Source organism: Massilibacteroides sp., assembly GCF_028705895.1.
In the GTDB taxonomy this organism is placed as follows: domain Bacteria; phylum Bacteroidota; class Bacteroidia; order Bacteroidales; family Tannerellaceae; genus Massilibacteroides.
Genome location: NZ_JAQWCQ010000050.1, coordinates 1 through 21,976, shown reverse-complemented (window position 1 = coordinate 21,976; position 21,976 = coordinate 1). Strand labels below are relative to the sequence as shown.

The window sequence follows — 21,976 nt, the reverse complement described above, 5'->3', positions numbered from 1 at the left end:
CCAGGAAATGGGCTACGAATCGCCCATGCCGGTACAGGAAGAAGTGATTCCTTTCTTACTGGGAGAAGACAACGACGTAATCGCATTAGCACAAACCGGAACAGGCAAAACTGCCGCATTTGGACTACCAATATTACAGAAAATAGACGTTTCTAAATATCAACCTCAGGCATTGGTATTATGTCCTACACGTGAACTTTGTCTGCAGATAGCTGACGACCTAACCGAATATTCAAAATATATTGACAACCTGAAGGTTCTTCCTGTTTATGGCGGTTCAAGCATTGACAGCCAAATCAGGATGCTAAAGAAAGGCGTTCATATTGTTGTGGCTACGCCAGGCAGATTGTTAGACCTGATGAACCGCAAAACAGTTAATCTGGAAGCAATAGGCAATGTAATCCTTGATGAAGCAGACGAAATGCTGAATATGGGATTCACCGAGAGTATCAATGCCATTCTGGCTGAAGTACCCGAAACGCGTAATATGCTTTTATTCTCGGCTACGATGCCTCAGGGAATCGCCTCGATTACCCGTAAATACATGAAAAACCCGAAAGAGATTGTTATCGGGAAAAAGAATGAAGGGAATAAGAATATCCGCCATATCTATTATATGGTACAGGCAAAGGATAAATACCTTGCGCTGAAACGTATCGCGGACTACTATCCGAATATTTACGGAATTATCTTCTGTCGCACACGTAAGGAGACGCAGGAGATTGCCGACAAGCTAATTCAGGATGGTTATAGCGCAGATTCATTGCACGGAGAACTTAGTCAGGCTCAACGTGATTATGTAATGCAAAAATTCCGCATCAAGAATCTGCAGCTACTTGTAGCAACCGATGTTGCCGCACGTGGATTGGATGTAGAAGATCTGACTCATGTGATCAATTACGGTTTGCCGGATGATGTTGAGTCTTATACGCACCGTAGTGGGCGTACCGGTCGTGCCGGTAAAACAGGTATCTCAATCTCTATCTGTCACGTAAAGGAGAAAGGTAAAATCAGGGAGATCGAACGTATCATCAACAAGACTTTCGAGAAGGGTGAGATGCCTAACGGAAAAGCGATCTGCGAAAAACAGCTTTTCAACTTAGTTGACAAGATTGAGAAAGTTAAAGTTAACGAAGAAGAAATTGAATCCTTAATGCCGGCTATCTTCCGTAAATTGGAATGGCTGGAGAAAGAAGATATTCTTAAACGTGTTATCTCTCTTGAATTCAATCGTATGATTGAGTATTATAAGGATGCAGACGACCTGCAGATTGTAGATGAAAGAAGTAGTCGTAATGAGGATCGTGGTTCCAGAGGCAAAGGAAACGGAAGACGCAGTTCTGCTTCGGAGGAAGGATACGCCCGTTTCTTCCTTAATTTCGGAAAATCTGACGGACTTTATCCGAATCAACTGATAGAGCTTATTAACAAGTGCGTTCCCGGACGTGTTAGAGTCGGCAAGATTGATCTTCGCGACAGTTTCTCTTTTTTTGAAGTAGAAGAAAACGAAGCAAAACGTGTCATGAGTGCCATGAATGGTTTTGAAGTGGACGGACGTCGTATTTCTGTAGAGTTTGCTCAAGAAAAGAAAGGACGCAGTAGCGGTTTTGGAAATAGAGATCGCGGAGGCTTCAGAGCAAGCAACAACAAACGAGACAATTTCCGCAAAAACGATCGCTTTGATTCACACGATCGCAACGGCGACAAACCTTGGAGAAAAAGAACTACCGATAAGAAAGGCAAATAAAAAGAAAATCGCCCTGACGAAAACAATCGTTTCCTTCAGGGCGATTAATATACCAAACAATAATAACCTTGCTCTCCACGACAAGTGCATCTACACCTGTAAACTTAAGGATTTCGCTTTTGTTCCTTTCTTGTCTTTCGATATCATATGTTGTAAATTATTTCCTTTTCACAAAGGAACAGAAAAAACAGCGTTAACACATAAAAATCCCCAACATCTTCTATTCCAGACATTGGGGATTTCATTTTGACAGTCTGCTTTTATTCCACAACAAAAGAGGCTTTTAATCCTTTTTGACTGTCTTGAGATACCCATAAATTAAAATCTCCTGCCTCAACGACATAATCCATATCTATATTATAATATGCAAGTTTTTGGATGGGAAGCGTAAATGTAACTGTTTTTGTTTCACCCGATTTCAAGAAAATACGGGTAAAGTCTTTTAACTCTTTTACCGGACGGGTTACTGATCCGAAACAGTCTTGAACATATAACTGTACAATCTCTGTTCCATCGTATTTTCCGGTATTTGTTATATCTGCAGAAACAGTCAGTGTATCTGTTGCCTTTAGTTTATCTGATGATAGATTCAGATTAGCATAGCTAAACGTTGTATAGGAAAGGCCATATCCAAAGGGATAAAGCGGATAAGCGCCGGCATCTAAATGGAAAGAAGTATTGCCTAAAGATGTTTGTCCGGCTTCTAATGGGATGTCAGCTAACATTGTTTCATTTCCTTGATAAGGTCTTCCTGTGTTGTTATGACTATAGTATATAGGCAACTGACCAACCATTTTCGGAAAAGTAACAGGGAGTTTGCCACTGGGCACAGCCTTACCGAATAAAAGATCAGCAATTGCAGGACCACCCATAGTTCCCGGATGGAAATTAAACAAAACGGCCTGAGACACATCAGCATCGCGACCAATTGTCAACGGGCGACCAGCCATCACAATTGTTACAACCGGTTTTCCCGTTTTAGCAACAGCAGCAATTAGCTCACTCTGTGCTCCTTGTAAATTCAAATCGGCTAATGAGTGTGCTTCTCCTGATAAAATAGATTCTTCCCCCACAAAGGCCAACACAACATCCGCATTACGTGCAGCCTGTACGGCAGCAGCAATGCCATCTGTTTTTACATCCCGACTATAAGCAAGTCCCGGAGCATAGAGAATACGGACTTTATCTCCATATTCCTTTTGCAATGCTTTCAATGGAGTCTGCGTATAATTCTTATCCCCATCAAAGATCCATGTGCCGAGTTGGTCGTGTGGCGCATCTGCCAACGGACCAACTACAGCAATTGTACGGATCGTCTCATTAAGCGGTAAAGTTCCATTGTCGTTTTTAAGAAGAATAGCTGATTCGATTGCAGCTTCTTTTGCTTTCTGAAGATGTTCTGCTGTATAGAGAACAGACGGTGCATCTACATCAACATACGGATTCTCGAATAATCCCAAACGCATTTTAATCCGCAGGATATTCCGAACCGCATTATCAATAGTCTGCATCGTTATTTTCTTTTCGTCCAATAACTCTTTGACATAGGTTACATAAGAATAACTAACCATTTCCATATCCACTCCGGCATTGATTGCTTTCATTGCTGCCTCTTTGCCATCTTTAGCAAAACCGTGTGCAATCATTTCGGTAACAGAAGCCCAGTCGGACACAACAAAACCATTAAAGTTCCATTCTTTACGGAGAACTTCTTTAAGGATAAACTGATTTCCCGTTGAGGGTACTCCGTCGTTATCATTAAAAGAAGTCATAAACGTTGCTGCTCCTGCATCTACCGCTGCTTTAAAGGATGGAAGATACACATTACGCAAAGTACGTTCAGGGATAAAGGTCGAATTATAGTCCTTTCCACTCTCTGCGGCACCATATCCTACGAAGTGCTTCGGGCAAGCAGCAATTGAAGTCGGATCACTTAAATCTTTTCCCTGAAAACCTCTGACCATAGCTGCACCTAATGTAGAGGTCAGATAGGTATCTTCACCCAGACTTTCAGCAATACGTCCCCAACGCGCATCGCGTGCAATATCTATCATTGGAGCAAACGTCCAGTGTACGCCTTGTGATGAAGCTTCAATAGCAGCAATATGGGCTCCCTCTTCCACTAATTCAGGATTAAAAGAGGCAGCCTGACCTAAAGGAATCGGGAATATTGTTTTAAAACCGTGAATCACATCACGCCCAACAATCAACGGAATCTTCAGTCTTGTCTCTTCCATCGCTACTTGCTGAAGGGCGTTAATTGCTTTAGGATCCACCAGATTCAGAACAGAGCCTACCTCTCCCTTCTTTATCAATTCGGCGACTTCTGTCAAATCGGAAGAAGGACTGATTTGATTCATCTGACCGACCTTTTCTTCTAAAGTCATCTGAGATAAAAGCGCCTCTACTTTCTGCTCTATTGTCGGATCTCCTTTTGTTTTCGATTCCTGCGTACAGGAAGTCCAAAAGACAAGGAATAAACAAGCAGATAAGATTTTTACTGTTTTCATATGTATATTCTTTTTGTTTTATTTCTTCTGAAATACGCGTACGTAATCTATCTGATAAGTAGCAGGAAGTATAGACTCATCTACTCCTTGGGCTCCTCCCCAATCACCTCCCCAAGCTAAATTTAGTTTTAAATAAAATGCGGCGTTAAAAGGCCAGGTATCTTTATTCCCTTTCTTATCATTCGGGAAATAAAATAATTCTTTACCGTCAACATACGTACGTATATAATCTTCTGTCCATTCCAACGCATACACATGAAATTCAGTCTGCGCTGTTGGAAGAAGTATATCTTTTGTTTTCTGCGTTCCTATTTTATGGTTGTAAGCTGTAGTATGAATAGCTGACGATACGTAATTGGGATTATAGCCGACTTCTTCCATGATGTCTATCTCTCCATCTGCCGGCCAGTTGGCAAAGTTTTTAGGCATCATCCAGAATGCGGGCCAGGTACCTTTACCGGTAGGAAGCTTTAGTCGTGCCTCAAAATAACCATATTTCCAGCTTTCTCTGGTATTCATACGGATAGAATAAACCGTACCGTTTATTTTTTTTGCGGTAATTGTGAGAACTCCGTCTTCTACTTTTGCTAATTGTTCTGAATCTTGAGAACCGGCTACATAATGTTGTAATTCATTATTTCCCCATCCTCCACCACCGGTTTCGTAATACCAGTTCTTATCTGTATCCGGTTTCGAACCTTCATTAAATTCATCATTCCAGACTAATTTATATCCTTCGGGGACTGTTATACTCGGATCAACAGGCGTTTCCGGTTTTCCGGTCTGGCTTACCTTAACGGTATCACGGCTACTACCTGATTTAACAATAACTAAGCCTTCACGTGAATCGGTTTTGGGATTAGAAGCAATGTTAAGCGTTACCTTTCCAGTCGTTTCAATCGAACTTTTAGGCGTATAGCTTATCCATTCGTTGTCACTATAGACTGCCCATTCACCCTGAGCGACAACGTCGATCGTAGTTGTTGAACCGGCATAGTCAGCATTTACCTCTTTCGGGGCACAAGTCACTTTATTAATTACGGTAGGATCATCATCTCCCCCTCCACAACCAATAAAGGCAAACATCAGAATGAATTGAGAAAACATACTTAATAATTTCATTTTTTAATAAATTAGTAAAAGAGAGGACTAAAAGGTCGTCTTTTAGTCCCCTCCTATTCACATTAATCTTTATGCTTCTGCAGAATAATATCTTTAATAACCAAATCTGTATTCTCCGGATTACCTCCAAAGTCAAACACAATTTTAGCTTTCGTGATATCCACCCCTTCAGCATTGATAACTTTAACTTCAACATCCTCACCTGCAAGTAAATCTATTCGTTCCAAGAATAAGAAAACATCATCATTATCTTCTTGCGCAAACTTAACGGTTACACCTTTTATCTCATTGGATGCATTCAAAGTTACTTTAAAATCATAATTTTCCGATGCAGATGTCGCCAGTTCGTCTGTTATAAATGTCACCTGATTTTGCCATTGATCTGTTGTTGCACTTGGGAAATTCGTAGAATATTGCGTTCCTTCAATTTTTAATACAGGATCTGGCAACTGAGACCATCCCGGAGCATAATAAAATATATTCGTGAATGCAACACCTTTCCAAAGGTTATCATCACTATTTACATCACTCCAATTAGGATCCTGGACTTGAGGAGCATCAGGAATAACTGTACCATCATCATTTGCATGATCCTTAAGAACGATATTTTCAATGGTCACATCCGTACCTTCTGCATTACCTCCAAAATCTAATACAAGCATTAAATTAGCAATATCAAGTCCCTCCATATCACTTTTCCAGAAGCAGACAGGTTCATTAGCTGTCAGCTTAGTTGTCTCTGCGAAATAGAATATATTATCATCAGTAACATCAACTAATTTCACCATGACATGCGGATGGTCTTTTGTTGCTGTAAGAATAACAGAGAAGTCATAATGTGCAGCGGCATTTGTCGAAATATTTGTCCCTAATTTCATCTGTCCTTGCCAGGTATCCGTAGTTGCTTCAGGCAAACTAACAGAATAAGTAGCACCATCCAGTTTATAAGCTGGATCTGCAATCTGCGACCATCCCGGAGCATACCAGAATACAGGGGCATCTATTGTTGCCCCTTTCCATAGGTTGAATTCAGAGTCATAGACAAATCCACCGAAACCATTCATAATTGTTTTAGTGATCTGAAATGTTTTAGTGATTGCTCCGTCACTCATCCCATTTGCATTCGCAATCTTTACCTCTATGCTGTAATCACCTGCTTTACGATAGTACTTCTTCATTTCGAACACAGAAGAATAACTCTTGCCATCAATAATCCAGACAGGCATCACTCCTTGTCCGTTAAAAGAGAAAGTCACCCAGTTCGTCTCCTGATCAACTACAACCTGAATCGCTTCTTCGTAACTGGAAGCCAAAGGAATTCCCGCTTCGTTAGGAGATGTAAAGTCATCAGGCGAACAGGCTGTCATACCAAATATGATTGTTGCCATCAGCAATATACTTCTGATATAGCTATCTATTTTTTTCATGATCCTTTTTCTTTTTTAATTAATAATTGTTTTGAGTTAATGTACCCTGAGCCGCATCGATTTCACTCTGTGGAATCGGCAAGTATTTTTTACTTTCGCTCCATGCGTTAGTCCGATAACCATAGCTATCCGGAACAAGTACACTTGCTGCTTTGCCGGTACGGATCAAATCCCAATACCGTTTGCCTTCTCCCGCAAATTCCAAGTGACGTTCTTCAATTATATTATCAAGTGTAGCTGCAACTTCAACCGTCAGGCCGGCACGTTTATGTACACGATTCAGATATTCTTTTGCATCACCCGAGCCTGCACCACGGACGATCAACTCGGCCGCATTAAGTAATGTTTCAGAGAAACGATAAACACGAAGGTTATTATTATAATTCAAGTCAGCATCAGCTATCTGATCTTTGTTATCGCCTGTCTTTGCTACATATTTTTCTAAGAACAGACCCGTATCCTGATAACGCGGATTATAACTTCCTACAGACACAGCATCCCAGCAAGTTGCGCCACGACGAATATCATTATTAGAATAACGTTCATAAGTTTCTGTTCTGACAGGACAGAAACCCCAACCATTATCATGTCCATCTGTTCCGTCTGCCCATCCACTCGGGCTGATCAGGCGAGGAAGTACAGTACCTCCTGCCACGAGAGGGCTATTCCATGAACGAGCCGCATTATCATCTTTGTAGTTTACTTCAAAAATAGACTCGCTGCTCCATTCTCCTGATTCTTTGAAAATAGCAGCATAGTCATCTACTAATGCATATTGAGCACTATTTATGATCTCTTGCATATACTGAAGCGCTTTTGCATAACGACTTTCATCGTTCTGATACATTACAATTTCAGCATAAAGCATATAGGCCATAGCCTTAGTTACGCGGCCATAATTCTCACTACTTGCCTTCATCGGAAGCACATCAAGAGCAATAGCTCCTTCCAGATCAACGATCATTTTATTATAGACCTCATCTGCACTGAATTGCTCTGCAATATAAGGCGCAGTCAGGTTTTGTTCGTAATAAGGAATATTTCCCCAGAATTTCCAAAGCCAGTTATAATAGAATACACGTAAAACACGTACTTGTGCTTCATAATAAGTTGCATTTTCTTCTGTCAGATTTTCACCAGCCCAACCAATGTAGGTCAACACATCGTTACTACGTTTTACCCCTGAATAGGCAACTGTCCAAAGCCCTGTCATTGTATTGGTCGGCAATGCCTCATAGTTCATCATTAAGTGCCAGTATTGGTTATCGTTTTTATCAGCACCACCAACCCAAATATCATCTGCCATGATATCACTCATGATCTGAACCGGATTATACTGACTCATTGCCCAATCCGGCCAATGAAGAGGATCATAAGCAGCGACAACTGCCTCTTGTATATGTTCATCCGTTGTGAAGTATGTATCAACTGTCTCTTGCGTCTTAGATTCTACTTCTAAGAATGAATCAGAACATCCTGTAGTTAAAAAAACGGATGTTATCAAACCCGCAAAAATATATTTATATCTTTTCATAATGCTTTAATTGAATAATTAGAATGTTAAGTTTGCTCCAACAGTAAAAGTCTTTGCCTGAGGATAAACACCACGATCAATACCTAATGATGTACCTCCTGAAGATATTTCAGGATCGAATCCATGATATTTCGTGAAAGTTAACAGATTCTCTGCAGCTACGTAAAGACGCAGTGAAGAAACAAACACTTTATTCAACAGATTGCGTGGTAATGTATAGCCTAACTGGATATTCTTCAAACGTAGATAACTACCGTCATACACATAAAGATCAGAAGATTGCCAGTTGGTATTGTCTCCTAAAGCAAACCGGGGATATTTATTTGAAGTTCCTTCTCCTGTCCAGCGATTAAGCATCCATGAAGGGAGATTGCTGGACGCAATATCCGTACGACGGGTTGCATCAAACACATCATTTCCAGCTGTTCCCTGCCACATCATACTCAAATCAAAACTTCTCCAGGCCGCATTAAAGTTCAAACCAAACGTAAAGTCCGGCATACCTTTACCAATATCAGTACGATCATCATCCGTGATCTTGCCATCTCCGCTTATATCAACAAAACGAACATCTCCGGGAACAGCATCCGGTTGAATTAACTCACCGGCTTCATTTTTATACGCATTTACTTCAGCCAGATTCTGGAAAACACCATCTGTCTTATAGCCATAAAAATAAGGGAACGGTTTTCCGTTCTGTGCACGAGTAATAGAACCGATACCTTGGAAAGAGTCTAAGTTTGCCCAACCTGAGTCATTTCCGTATTCAATTAATTTATTCTTCAGATAAGTCAGGTTACCTCCCAAGCGGAAGCTCCAGTCACTTACGCGGAATTTGTATGCTGCCTCAAACTCAAGACCGCTATTTTCCATCTTACCAACATTACCAATTGGTTTAGATTCACCAACGTAGGATGGAATATTCATTTCCATCAACATACCGTTAGTCGTCTTCTTATAATAGTCGGCAGAAAAGGTAAGTGCATTATTAAAGAAACCGAAATCAAGTCCGAAGTCCAACTGTTCTGACTCTTCCCATTTCAAATCAGGGTTAGCCAAACCTCCGGCTTTTACACCATTGGTAAGATTCTCTCCCGAACCGAAGATGGCATTATTACCTGTAGCTGTTAAAACGGTATATCTGAAATTACCGATATTTTCATTACCGTTCTTACCCCATGAAAGGCGCACCTTAGTAGCAGTCAGCCATTCCGGACGTTTCTCCATAAATTCTTCATTGGTAAGATTCCAGCCTAAAGAAAAAGAGGGGAATACGGCATAATGATTATTAGAGCCAAAACGGGATGAACCATCACGACGTACAGTAGCCTGTATCATATATCGTTCATCATAGTTATAACTGGCACGGGCAAACAGGGAAGCCAATGTAGCTTCATCCGTAGGACCCCCATAAACACCCATATCTCCATTTTCCTGCAAGCCGTTACTTGCATCAATATAAGGACGATCAATATTGATAATACCAAAACGGTTACCTCCTAAGTTAGAACCGGTATTCTGTTTAGCTGACTGACCAAGAAGTATAGAAAACGAATGTTTATCAATCATCTTGTCATACATCAACACATTTTCTAATTGCCATGTCAACCCGTCTTGTTTGTTTGAATATGCATTTGTACGAGTTGATTTATTATTAGCAGTCAGGTAATACAGTTTACTATATCCATCGTATCCCCAGAATGCGAGATCCACGCCATACGAAGTTCTGAACTTCAGACTATCCCAGATATTCAATTCGGCTGAGAAGTTAGCAACAAACTTATGGCTCCAGTTCTTATCTCCGGGCAAAGAGAGACTTGCCAGCGGATTAACCATTTCGTTATAGTCTGCTCCCGCCATGGTATAGAGTTTACCATTATTAGGATCATACATCGGAGTAAAGTCTGCATATTGTGAATAGAAATCAAGTTGATCCTGAGCAGCTTGTCCTTCTACGTACACTCCGAGTATAGGTGATAATGAGAGAGCACTACCTAACGGAGAACCGAAAGATGAATTGGTTTCTACACCTGTACTTTTAATACGTGCGTAAGAAAGATTTGAAGATATCTTCAGACTGTTCAACCAGCTTCTGTTCTTCGTTTCATCAAACAATGTGTAATTGGTATTACTACGCAACGTCAAGCGGTCATAATTTGAACGACCATAATTACCCCCTACTATACCATCTTGTGTATAGTAACCCATTGACAATAAATAATTGATTTTTTCACCGGCTCCACTTACACTCACCTGGTGATTCATAACCGGAGCATCATAATAGAATGTCTCCTTCTGCCAGTTCGTTCCTGTTCCATACGAATAGGGGTCATTATATTTAGGTGCCTGACCGGAATTGATCGCTCCTTCATTCATCATGATCGCGTATTCGGTTGCATTCAATACATCCCGTTCTTTCCATGGACGTTGCCAGCCGTAAGAAAAGTCATATGTAACTTTCGTTTTACCTTCTTTACCGGTTTTGGTTGTCACCAGCACAACCCCGTTAGCAGCACGAGCTCCGTAAACTGCCCCTGAAGCAGCATCTTTCAATACTTCAATAGAAGCAATATCATTCGGATTCAGATAATCTAAACCACCTTCAATAGGCATGCCATCTACGATATACAACGGATCCGAGTTATTAATCGTACCGATACCACGAATACGAATTTGAGCAGCTGCACCCGGCTGTCCGGAAGCAGAAGTCACAGTAACGCCGGCAGCCAACCCTTTTAACGCATTGTCCATACGAACAGGTGCCGTAGCTGCCAGATCTTCTGACGAAACTTTAGCGATCGCTGCAGTTACAACACTTTTTTTCTGCACACCATAACCTACAACTACCACTTCATCAAGCAACTCAGTTTCTTCCTCTAAAACAATAGTCATTGTCTTAGAAGCATCAGCAATTACTTCCTGCGGCTTAAATCCAATATAGGTTATTGATAAAATACTTTTATCCGGAGCGGATAAGGTGAATTGACCATCAATATCGGTCACTGTTCCATTGGTAGTACCTTTCACTACCACGTTTACTCCAGGTAACGGAAAATTGTCCGATCCAGAATTGACTACACCCTTTATCTGTACATCTTGCGCATGTATAGAGAAAGCTGTGCATAATAGTACAATTACTACTGAAAAGAGATTTCTCATAATTAATTAAATTAAGATTTACATTCTGATACGGTGCAAACATAGCGGTATTCATGTCCGGATCGAACTAAATTCCTAATTCCAAAATACGTTATGAGAAAAAAAAGAATACGTCAACTATTCGTCATAAAGAATACATACCGATGTAATACAGTAGATTACAAATATCAAGACAAAGTGTTAAGATACTCCATTAAATTATCTTCTCTTTCCAATCCTATTTTTTTACGTAACCGATAGCGTAATGTTTCTACCCCGCGAACAGACATATTTAACAGGGGGGCAATTTCTTTCGATGTAAGGTTCATCTTTAAATAAGTACACATTTTTATTTCTCCAACGCTCAGGTCAGGATGTTTCTTTCTTAGTTTGCTGATGAATTTATTGTGAACAAGATCAAACTGTTCTTCAAAGCGCTTTAACATATCATCAGACTGTATATTCGAATCAATCTGATTATTTAATGAAACAATCATCCGTTTCGGTTTTACGAACACCTCTCCTCTCATTTCGCCCAAGACCTTATAAAGCTCATTTTTTATATCTATAAGAATCTCATTTTTTCGCGATAAGTTAATCATCAGGTTTGCCATTTCCTGACTCTTATGTTTCAATTCCTGTTCAAGATTTTCATTCTTAAGCTCTACAATCTTTTGTTCTTTACGAAGGTCTTCTTTCAGAAACTCCTGCTCCTTAATAAAGATTTCTCTTTCTTTTTCTGCTAATTCTTTTTTCTTTCTACGGGTAATACGACGTTCTTCAAACAGGTAAATCAACCTCACACAAAGCAAAAAAAGCAAGAAATAAACAATCCAGGCATAGATAGAACGATACCAGGGCGGAAGAATCGTAAAAGAAAACTTAGTTGCATTGACTCCTCCATCCGAGTAGTGCGCTTCTACCTCAAAACTATAATCTCCTTCTTTCAGATTATTATATTCTTTGACTGTAGCCTGCGTATAATCAGACCATACCGGATCAGGATTAAGTCTGTACCGAAAACGAACGGTTTGATTTTGTCCGAATGAACGAGTACCATATTCAATCCGAATGGCATTACGGGTATATTCAAGCTTCGGGAAGGTCGTCAGATTCAAATGATTGGACTGAAAGAGTAAAGAATCCTTAGGGTAAGTACCATACACATTCTTTATAAACAAGTCGTCCATAGTGGCCTGCCTCTCTCCTTTTGTATTCAACAACGCAAAACCATGTTCGTTGGGGATAATCACCAAAGAGTCGTTAACCACATCAATCCGTTCATAATAACGAATAAAGTCCACTTTAGATCGCGAAAAGGAAAACATCCTGGAATTCGAAAGAACGCCAGTCTCATTCATCACCGAACACTGAATTCCATTGGGAGATAAAGCATATAAAACATCTCCCCTATCAGCCAGCACAGTAGTCCGTTTAGAAAAAACAGCGTCCAATTCTGTCGCTTTAATAATTTTATCTGTCTCCTTATTATAAGCATAAAAACCCGAATCCGATGCAAAATAAACTCGCTTATTGACATTATATACATACAGATTTGTCGTTGAGGTAAAACCATCTTTCGGAGTATATACCCGGGTATCTTTCACGCTGTAATCAGTTGTATCCAACGAAATACGCTCTATACCTTCATTCAGTTTACGTACCCAGAGAATTTCCGGAGATTCAAAAACAACATTCTTAGGCCAGTCTCTTATTTCAGGAATCTGATGAATCACGTTCCATTTTCCACCCTGTTTTTCCAACAGATAGAAACTATCGTAGGTGCTGATCCAGCACTTATTCAAATCGGTTTCATGGGGAATAAAACTAATTGCTCCTCTTAAACCCGGGATCAATTCGATTTTGTTTTCTTTTACAATATATACCCCCTTGTCGTGCATACAAAAAAGATCACCATTATAATCCGCCAAGTCCCAGACCTGCCCGCTCAATTCTGTTAGGAACTCCATATTGGCCGCTTTTTCCGTAAAACGAACAGGCCAATCCGAATAAAATAATCCCCGGTTAGTCCCTAAGTAAATTTTATCTTTTACAATTAACGAGACATAGCCACTCCCCTTCGAATTAGGATAAGTATATAAATTCGTCAATGGAGAATCAATCGTTATATAATCAATACCATTATCTAATCCCAACCAGATATTTTGTTTGTTATCGAATCCAAGAGACAGAACCGTATTATTCTGCAAACCATTATCTTCATTATAATATTCGGCGGAGAAATCCTTTCTTGACAATAATAGCAAACCCTTGTGAATCGTCCCGACCGCTAAATAGTCTTTAGAAACAGCCAGAGAAAAAAGCTCATTCTTCTGAATAAACGCTTCATGCCCTGTGATAAATCGTTCGATTTTGTTTTCTTTTTTCAGGAAAAGTCCATCCAATGCCGTAGCGATTAGCAAACCATCTTCATATCTTGTAATGCTTCGTATGTTTTTTTGTTTTAATATATCTCCTTCGGGCAAAGGCAGCAGCGTATTTCCTACCAAAAGTTTGATTCCATCGTATGTTCCCAGATAAAGAATATTATTAACAAGCGTAGAACAATCTATCTTAAACGGAGAAGGAATCAAGGTAAACTCTTCTTCTATCTGCTTTACGATATACCTGTCAGAAACATAATAAATAATATTATCCACTTCATAGATACCCCAAAAACTTCCCGATAAGGCGTGCTCTTTAATAAACTCCTCCGATAGTTCAGTATAGACTAACTGACCGTTCTGATTCAGTTCAAAAAAACCAAACTCACTTTCACCTCCTACATAAATACGATTTTGTTTCTGAGAAATATGTACCGATCGTATATCCGTCTGATTATTAATCTGAAAAAGTTTCCAATCACTCCCGTCATACTCCAGCAATCCTTTCTTATTCGCAAAATAGAAATAATTACCATCGTATGACAAGACCTGCCATGTTTGCGCTCCCCCATCATAAAACTCTTTTTTAAAATTCGTCACAAAACGATTCCATTGCGCACCAACGTCAGCAATGAACCAAATGCACAAATTCAATATTAAAAAGACTCTATACAGATAACGTATCAGCATTAGATTGATCATTAAACAACAAATATAATATTTTGCTCAATATGATCTATCCTCAGTAAGGACAAAGGCGGCCGAACGTTATCTGTCGAGAACCGAACTATTGATGTTTCTCTATTACTTCTCCTTTCCCTTGAGTTATGAATCGTACATGCACTTCAGGACTATCATCATTTGATCCTTTTTCACAAGAAAAAGCCACACTGGATATACCTTTTAGCAGGAATGCGTTTCCCTGAGATTCTACTTTGGCTATACAAGTGTAGTTTTTATCTGTAACAGCCGCATTGCCGTTTCTATCAACCAAAAGGTATTCTCCGGAATTTATCTTACAGGGAAACTTAACGATTCCTTTTGTTGTAACAAAAGAAGGGTTCACTATGCTACCTTCTCCATCGACCTTTAGCCTTAACGCAAAAGGGCCTTCATAAGGAGTCTCCCACGACCAGTCGGCGCCACCGGGCTGACCGGGTTGCATTTCTCCCAAATCACAACGATAGATTTTAGAGATACAAAGAGGATACAAAACAAACTTTTTATCATCAACTTTTTCCAAATGCCATTCGGTCTGAGGATCCTTTAAACGTTCCATTTGCTCTGTAGTAAAAGACTGAGACTCTCTTTACTCGTCCCAATTTTTGATCAAAGTCAGCAGCTCGTCAATCTGTCCATGATTTTTCAGAGTCTTTGTATTAATTGTCATAGCATAACCCGCATCAAAACCTGCTGATTCCGAAAGCGCCCATTCCAAATCTTCCAATGTTGTACATTCAAACTTTTTATCTGCTAAACGAATGAGGAACCACCCTAACATACGCGGAAACAGATTTCGTTTAAAGTAGTCCTGATTTTTGATTCTGTTCTCCACTTGTCCGGTTCGCATACTCTCTCCCCAGGGTTCCCCCCAGTTCATACGCGTATGAATATGCCACATATAATGATTCAGATTACTGCCGTCATTGAGTACGTTATGCTGAAGTCCTTCATAAAAACGGGAAACGAAGCGAGCCATCGCATATTCATCATGGCCGGTATAAACGCACCCCTCCAAGCCATCAAAAGAAATCTGTTCCAGTCCTGTTTTATTGAAAATCTCGACCAAACGATCAACAAACTTATCTTGTAGTTCAATATCCGGAAACAAATTCTTATAGGGATAATCCCACAATTTATACAGTTTGTCCGTTTTCTTATGTGATGAAACAGATGTTGAAAAGGCTCCTCTTTTACAATTTTTCAACATCATTATGTCTCCTTTTTCCTCAACAGTTCCGTAAGTAATCAGTTCGTCATTTATTTGTAGGGCGTTAAGTGTCATAGGGAGGGAAAACAAGGCGGATTTCCGGATCTGAATATCGGTTTGTTCTTTATCTAAATCAGAAATCAATTCCAGAATACCTTGTTTCAGTAAATGTTTAGATGGAACTGGAGTTACATAAGCATCATTTGTTGTCAGGAAGTTGGAAAGTGTATGTATTCCAACCGAAATACCCTGAGATTTTGCCTTTTCAACCATTTTCCTCACTGATTCATCTCCTTCCGATGCTAATTTCGGATCCCAGTTAAAATGTCCCCAGTCAAGAAAAGGTTCGGAATGATAGATGTATTTAAAGTCAGCAATCTGTGCTTTTTTCAAGATAAAATCAAAATCTTTTTCTTCGAAATCAGAGATCAGGTAGGAAGACATGGACGCGCGAGATGTTTTACCCCATTCCCCGTTGAACATAGGGTGAGGCAGACCATGCTCCAATTCTAAAGCACTAATGCTATTCAGTGCATCCTCCGCCTTAGAACCGAAAAAAGCGATTTTAGAACCTTTTATAACAGCATCCTGATCTTTCAAAGGAACCACCATTACATCTTTTAAATTCTGAATATCACGATACTCCAACTGATTTCTTCGTTTACATGAAAACTGAAGCACAGCTCCATCTCCTATGTCTGAAGCAGCTAATTGAGCCACCGGAGTAGTTCGTACAGATAACACCGCCTCTTTACCCGTATAGCCATACTTCTCAAAGACCTGCTCAGCATACTCCTGCGGAATACCGGCGTTGGTTTTTATATTCAGGCTCTGCATGCCAAAGGCCACACCATTACCTTGCACCACACCGATAACATCACCTACCAGGTCATTGATATTTAAAATGATCGGACCATATAGTAGAGCTTCATATTTGGAGGAAACATTAACAACTTCAAATGTTATGGATATTGGGCTTTCTTTGTATTGCAAAACAACCAGATCTCCGTCTTTCATTTTAATATAAAGCTGATTTTTCTTTATTTCAACCTGCGACGGTTCAATCAGTTTGTTTTCAAAACAGGCTGTTATTACCGGATAAGTTCCTTTTTGTAGAATTTCGATGCCTTCAACCCGGATAGAAGAATAATATCCTTGTTCATTAATATTCAGTTCCGTTGTCTGAGTTCTTAATGTCAGTTTTTGCGCGATGGCCTTAGTTGAAACGGAAAAGAAAATACAGCCGATAGCTACTATTCTTATAATAGAAACAATTTTTCGTTTAATACTTCTCATTATATCCTATTGATTGGTTAACACTGGGGAGTTTCACTTACTGATATAGTCTAATGATAATCCGTTATATACACGAGCGAATGTAGCAATTATTTTATCATTCCCTCTAAAAGAACTAATCGGTTGTGACAAAAAAGATTGAACAGAAGGTAATAAATCCCCCACTGTCGGAGCTGCAAATCCATAAAGTCCGATACCCTCCGCAATCGCTTCAGGCGCTACTTTTACAGGATCTTGATTATTCCAATTGGCCAGACAAGTCATCAAACGAGTCTTATCTCCAATTATAGGCTCAACCGACTTAACAGATTCCAAATCTCCCGCTTCATTCATCAGCCAATCTATTTCTTTAAAAACAGGAGAGCCAATCAGATCTTTATCATATATACTATTACATGAAAGCCACACAAGACAATCAGGATTAACCCGCTGTACCGTTTCATAGATACGCTTCCAACAACGGTTTAACGCTCTCCTTCTGAATTCATCCGTCTGCTTCTGCGATACTTGTTCTTTTCCCGGAAATTTTTCCTCCATTAATTCAACGTACATTTCTTGCTCACATTCTATCCATTCATTTTTACGAGGATTCCAAAGCCAATCGACCATAAACCCATCCATTCCGGTCTTAATCAAAGCATCTTCAATCGAGGCAGAGAGATAATCAAGATACTTATTTGTATAAGGAATATGATAATCTGCAGGTATCCCATAACTTTCTTCAGGGTATTTCAATCCCCAATACGTATTTGCACTCGGACAGAAATAACCAAAGACCTTCATTCTCTTTTTATGTCCCAATTTCACCATATCCGTAAGAAAGTCATGTTTCAATCCGGGTTGTTCGGGAGCAACTCCACTTCTGTACCATGCCCATCCATTATGAGAGACAGCAAAAGTTTGGACAACATTGCATCCCAATTCACTATACCATCTAATATGTTCTTCCGGATTAGCATCAGCCCATAATCCCGATTTAGAAAAAGCATTGGGGCCACCAGGCCCCCAGTTAAAATCAATACAGAATGCCTTGATATCCTCTCTCAAAAAAGCCTTTGACGAACATGAAACAAGATATGGAGAAGCCGCCAATATTGAAAAATGCTTAATAAAATCTCTTCTTGAATAGTTCATTTCCTCTCATCCTTAATTAGTAATGATATCAAATTCAGCATATCCGGCAGTATAATTATCTTCTGTGTCTTTTATGGCACGTAATTTCACATAGCGTCCATCCATCTTATCAAACTTCAATGTTTGCCAAAATGGGCTGTTCTTAATATTTGAAAATTCACCATTACTTACAGAGAACCAATCTTTACCATTTTTTGAAATGAAAAAATCATATTTAAAAATGATTCCTTCTGCTGATACCTTTTGTGGCGGTAAATATTTAAATCCGGTAATCGGATAAATTCTCCCTAAGTCAATAATTAAATCTTTTTCCTGTTCAACTTCTTTACTGATTGAATAAGTCATCGCATCTCCGTCAAATAGATTTTCCGTATTATCCAACTTCGTTAATGCCTTCCATTCTTTTTTCGACACATCAAACAATACAGAAGAGATATCACTATATCTATCGGAAGAAACATCATAGGCTACTGCTTTTACTTCTACTTTCCCGTTTATGGCAAATAATCCATTGTATTTATTAGCTTGTTTATCTGGTAGAGAGCCATCCAAGGTATAATAGATTATCATATTCTCATCATTAACCTGAATTTTCACATCACCTCTCTTATTACGTGTAATCATTGGAATGTTCAGTATTTTAGGAGCAAGATAAACGCCAAATTCTTCAACTACAGGACTGGCTGATGCCTGAGTAATTCTAAATCTTATTTTGTTAGTACGTAAAATCTTATCTCCTCTCCATAATCTTTTTGAACCGATACCAACACCTTTTCCAACTTCTTCCCACTGGTTGTCCTTCCAGATATCAATTGCCCAACTATCAATTCGCTGCCCTAAGCGTAAGTTTTCAGAAATACTGACCACATTGAATTCAATCGTTTTGTCAAAATCCAAGAACAATTCTGCATCCTTTATTTCATCATCTGTAGCCCAATATTTTTCTCGGATTTTCCCATCTAAGGCTTCTTTTGCCGCGTAGTTTGGATTATTTCCCCGAAAATTACTGGCTGAAAATGTTGCTAATTTTGCCAAATTAAGAGCATACATGTCACGAATATACTTCCCAAAACCGGTTAACGACGCAATATCTTCGTCACATATTAATCCTTTTCTATCAGGAGCTATACCGATATCCATCGAACAATTACGGCCGACAGAGCCAAAATAGATATCCACTAATTCTTTAACAGACGCAGGTGTATTTGAAGGTCCGGGATGCCAAAACCAACCTTTGGGATGTAACCGAAGAGGAAAGTTTACTTCAGCAGGGATCCAATCCTGACCATTCCGGTCTCCCGAATTAAGCATTTTATAAAATTCGGGGGTATATTGAGGACTCCAGTATAAACCACTTACCGAAGCCCAACAAGTATCAGTTGTTATACCCTCCTCATTTCCGCACCAGCGAACATCCGGTCCCATATCACTAAACATAAGAGCATCGGGTTGTAGCTCCCGTACGATATCTATCCATTCTTGTACCGGATAATAGGTTCTCTGATTGACTCTCCTCATCTCATTTGCTCCGCCGTAATAACCATCGCCACCATTGGCTCCATCTAACCAAACCATAAAAATCGGTCCATACTCAGTAAGCAGTTCCCTCAGTTGGTTTTTATAATATTCGTTATATTCGGGTTTGCCGTAGTCTTTATGATTCCTATCCCAAGGCGAAAGATACATTCCTACTTCAAGTCCACCAGCTCTACAAGCGTCAACTAATTCCCGTACCATATCTCCTTTTCCATTTTTCCAAGGAGTATTCTTTATTGTATAATGATCATTGTATTTAGATGGCCATAAGCAGAATCCACCATGGTGCTTGGCATCAATCACCATCCCCTTTATTCCTGCCTACTTGGCAACTCTGACAATTTGGTTTGCATCAAAGTCTGTAGGATTAAATTTCATTGGGTCTTCATCCCCAAAGCCCCATTCTTTGCCATAATAAGTTATTGTCGAGTAATTCAACATACAATACAAATCTGTATTCTTATACCATTTTAGTTGACGCTCGCTCGGAACAGGCCCATAAGGTTTTGGAGGCATTGTTTCTTTTTGGGCAAGCATGCATATCGGCAGCAATACAAATATGAATAAAATTTTAATTCTTGGTGAAAATATTATTTTTATATCCATTATTCTTTTTTTTAGCAATGTGTAACTCTTCCCCAAGTTACATTAAAGTGACTCAGGGTATTATTTTCCAATAAGTTTCTTAATCTCTCTTATTTATAAAAAGGGAAAACAGCAGATTCTTTATGCGCATTTTTCATGATATTACGCATTTCTTCCACTCGTTCAGGATATTGGTCTGCAAGATTATTATCTTCATGGATATCCTTTGAAAGATCGTACAGTTCGATCGGCTGTTCTATTCCTTTTCTGGCATTAAGCATCACAGCTTTCCAGTTGTCCTTACGAACAGCTATTCGACCTCCGATTTCATGAAATTCCCAATAAAGATATTCGTGCTTTCTTTGTCCGCTTTTTTTCAATAGAGTCGGCAACATGGAAAGACCATCAGTTTGAACAGATTGAGGAATAGACGTATTTACCAGTTCAGCAAAAGTGGGCATCATGTCCCAGAAAGCAGATATATGGTCAGACTTTTCTCCGGCTTTGATCTTCCCCGGATAACGGGCAATAAAAGGAACACGAATTCCGCCTTCATATACATCTCGTTTTAACCCTTTTAGAGGACCATAACTTTGAAAGAAATCAGGATCAGCACCACCCTCTTCATGCGGACCGTTATCACTGGTAAAAATGACCAATGTGTTATCATCAATACCCAACCTTTTCAATTCAGACAAAACCTCTCCTACATACATGTCTAAACGAGACACCATTGCTGCAAAAGATGCTCTTGGCTTTTCAACAGGAAAATACCCTCTCGTTCCATCGTAGAATGTTTCTTCAAAACTATTTTCATATTGTTGATAAACAGAATCATGAGGCAAGTTCAGTTCCGCATGGGGTAAAGTATAGGTTAACATCGCGAAAAAAGGCTTGTCCTTATTATCACGAATAAAGCTCAGAGCCTTTTCATGAATAAGCTGTTGAGAATAAATAGCACATCCTCTATTTTCATTTCCATCTAACAAAACCTTGTTGTCATTATCCCATAAATAATCAGGATAATACGAGTGAGCCATTCGTTGACAATTATATCCATAAAATCTATCAAATCCCATAGTTAGAGGAGTTGACTCAGATTCGGGATATCCCAGTCCCCACTTCCCAAAAATTCCTGTTGCATAACCTGCTCCTTTCAGCATTTTCCCCAAAGTAAATGTCTCCTTTCCCAAAGGCTGTTGTCCTTCCGGATCAATTTCTTTATTACCTCTGATCTGTGAGTGTCCCGTGTGTAATCCTGTCATCAAAGAACCCCTGGACGGAGCACTAACCGTGCAGCCTGCATAATGTTGCATAAATTGCATCCCTTCCGCAGCCATACGATCCAGATTTGGTGTTTTGATGAACTTCTGTCCGTAACACGCTAAATCTCCGTAGCCAAGATCATCAGCAAGAATATATATTATATTAGGCGATTTTACTTCTTTATTTCTTATAGAACAAGACGTAATTAAGGACAAACAGACCCCCGAGATTAAGAAACTATTTTTCATACGTAAATTATGTCTGTGAAATCACGTTTAAATAGGTGATTTCGGTTAATAACTCAATTTTTAGACAAAGAAAAGGCAGCACTCTTCTACTAGAAAAATGCACAAATGGTTATTAAGAA

General features: G+C 39.4%; 13 protein-coding genes. 1 reads left to right on the top strand and 12 read right to left on the bottom strand.

Translation table 11 applies throughout. The features are described 5' to 3' along the window. The first annotated feature begins 7 nt into the window (after positions 1 to 7). Entirely contained in the window at positions 8 to 1,747 is a 1,740-nt protein-coding gene (locus PHT93_RS11915) for a DEAD/DEAH box helicase (RefSeq protein WP_300243233.1), read from the top strand. Positions 1,748 to 2,007: 260 nt separating this feature from the next. On the opposite strand, the gene bglX is transcribed toward PHT93_RS11915, so the two are convergent. The 12 genes from bglX to PHT93_RS11855 form a co-directional block, all read right to left on the bottom strand. After that, a complete protein-coding gene (gene bglX, locus PHT93_RS11910) occupies positions 2,008 to 4,257 on the bottom strand; it encodes a beta-glucosidase BglX (protein WP_300243215.1) in 2,250 nt (749 codons plus the stop codon). A gap of 18 nt (positions 4,258 to 4,275) precedes the next feature. Then, complete coding sequence (locus tag PHT93_RS11905) at positions 4,276 to 5,379, bottom strand: family 16 glycosylhydrolase (protein WP_300243213.1); 1,104 nt, start codon at positions 5,377 to 5,379, stop codon at positions 4,276 to 4,278. Positions 5,380 to 5,441: 62 nt separating this feature from the next. After that, positions 5,442 to 6,806, bottom strand: coding sequence for a hypothetical protein (locus PHT93_RS11900; protein WP_300243211.1), 1,365 nt, complete (start codon positions 6,804 to 6,806; stop codon positions 5,442 to 5,444). Between the two features lie 19 nt (positions 6,807 to 6,825). Further along, entirely contained in the window at positions 6,826 to 8,340 is a 1,515-nt protein-coding gene (locus PHT93_RS11895) for a RagB/SusD family nutrient uptake outer membrane protein (protein ID WP_300243209.1), read from the bottom strand. A gap of 18 nt (positions 8,341 to 8,358) precedes the next feature. After that, the gene (locus PHT93_RS11890) at positions 8,359 to 11,499 is read right to left on the bottom strand and encodes a TonB-dependent receptor (RefSeq protein ID WP_300243207.1); all 3,141 of its coding nucleotides are present in this window, start codon (positions 11,497 to 11,499) and stop codon (positions 8,359 to 8,361) included. A 167-nt stretch (positions 11,500 to 11,666) separates the two neighbouring features. Beyond that, the gene (locus PHT93_RS11885; RefSeq protein WP_300243205.1) at positions 11,667 to 14,564 is read right to left on the bottom strand and encodes a transcriptional regulator; all 2,898 of its coding nucleotides are present in this window, start codon (positions 14,562 to 14,564) and stop codon (positions 11,667 to 11,669) included. An 85-nt stretch (positions 14,565 to 14,649) separates the two neighbouring features. Continuing rightward, a complete protein-coding gene (locus tag PHT93_RS11880; RefSeq protein WP_300243203.1) occupies positions 14,650 to 15,141 on the bottom strand; it encodes a hypothetical protein in 492 nt (163 codons plus the stop codon). 30 nt (positions 15,142 to 15,171) lie between these two features. Next, positions 15,172 to 17,088, bottom strand: coding sequence for a hypothetical protein (locus PHT93_RS11875; protein ID WP_300243201.1), 1,917 nt, complete (start codon positions 17,086 to 17,088; stop codon positions 15,172 to 15,174). A 33-nt stretch (positions 17,089 to 17,121) separates the two neighbouring features. Next, on the bottom strand, positions 17,122 to 18,222 hold the full coding sequence (locus tag PHT93_RS11870; protein WP_300243199.1) for a hypothetical protein: 1,101 nt from the start codon (positions 18,220 to 18,222) through the stop codon (positions 17,122 to 17,124). 12 nt (positions 18,223 to 18,234) lie between these two features. Beyond that, on the bottom strand, positions 18,235 to 20,073 hold the full coding sequence (locus PHT93_RS11865) for an alpha-L-fucosidase (protein ID WP_300243231.1): 1,839 nt from the start codon (positions 20,071 to 20,073) through the stop codon (positions 18,235 to 18,237). Between the two features lie 6 nt (positions 20,074 to 20,079). Continuing rightward, complete coding sequence (locus PHT93_RS11860) at positions 20,080 to 20,364, bottom strand: hypothetical protein (protein ID WP_300243196.1); 285 nt, start codon at positions 20,362 to 20,364, stop codon at positions 20,080 to 20,082. An 89-nt stretch (positions 20,365 to 20,453) separates the two neighbouring features. Next, on the bottom strand, positions 20,454 to 21,857 hold the full coding sequence (locus PHT93_RS11855) for an arylsulfatase (protein ID WP_300243194.1): 1,404 nt from the start codon (positions 21,855 to 21,857) through the stop codon (positions 20,454 to 20,456). Positions 21,858 to 21,976: the final 119 nt, after the last annotated feature.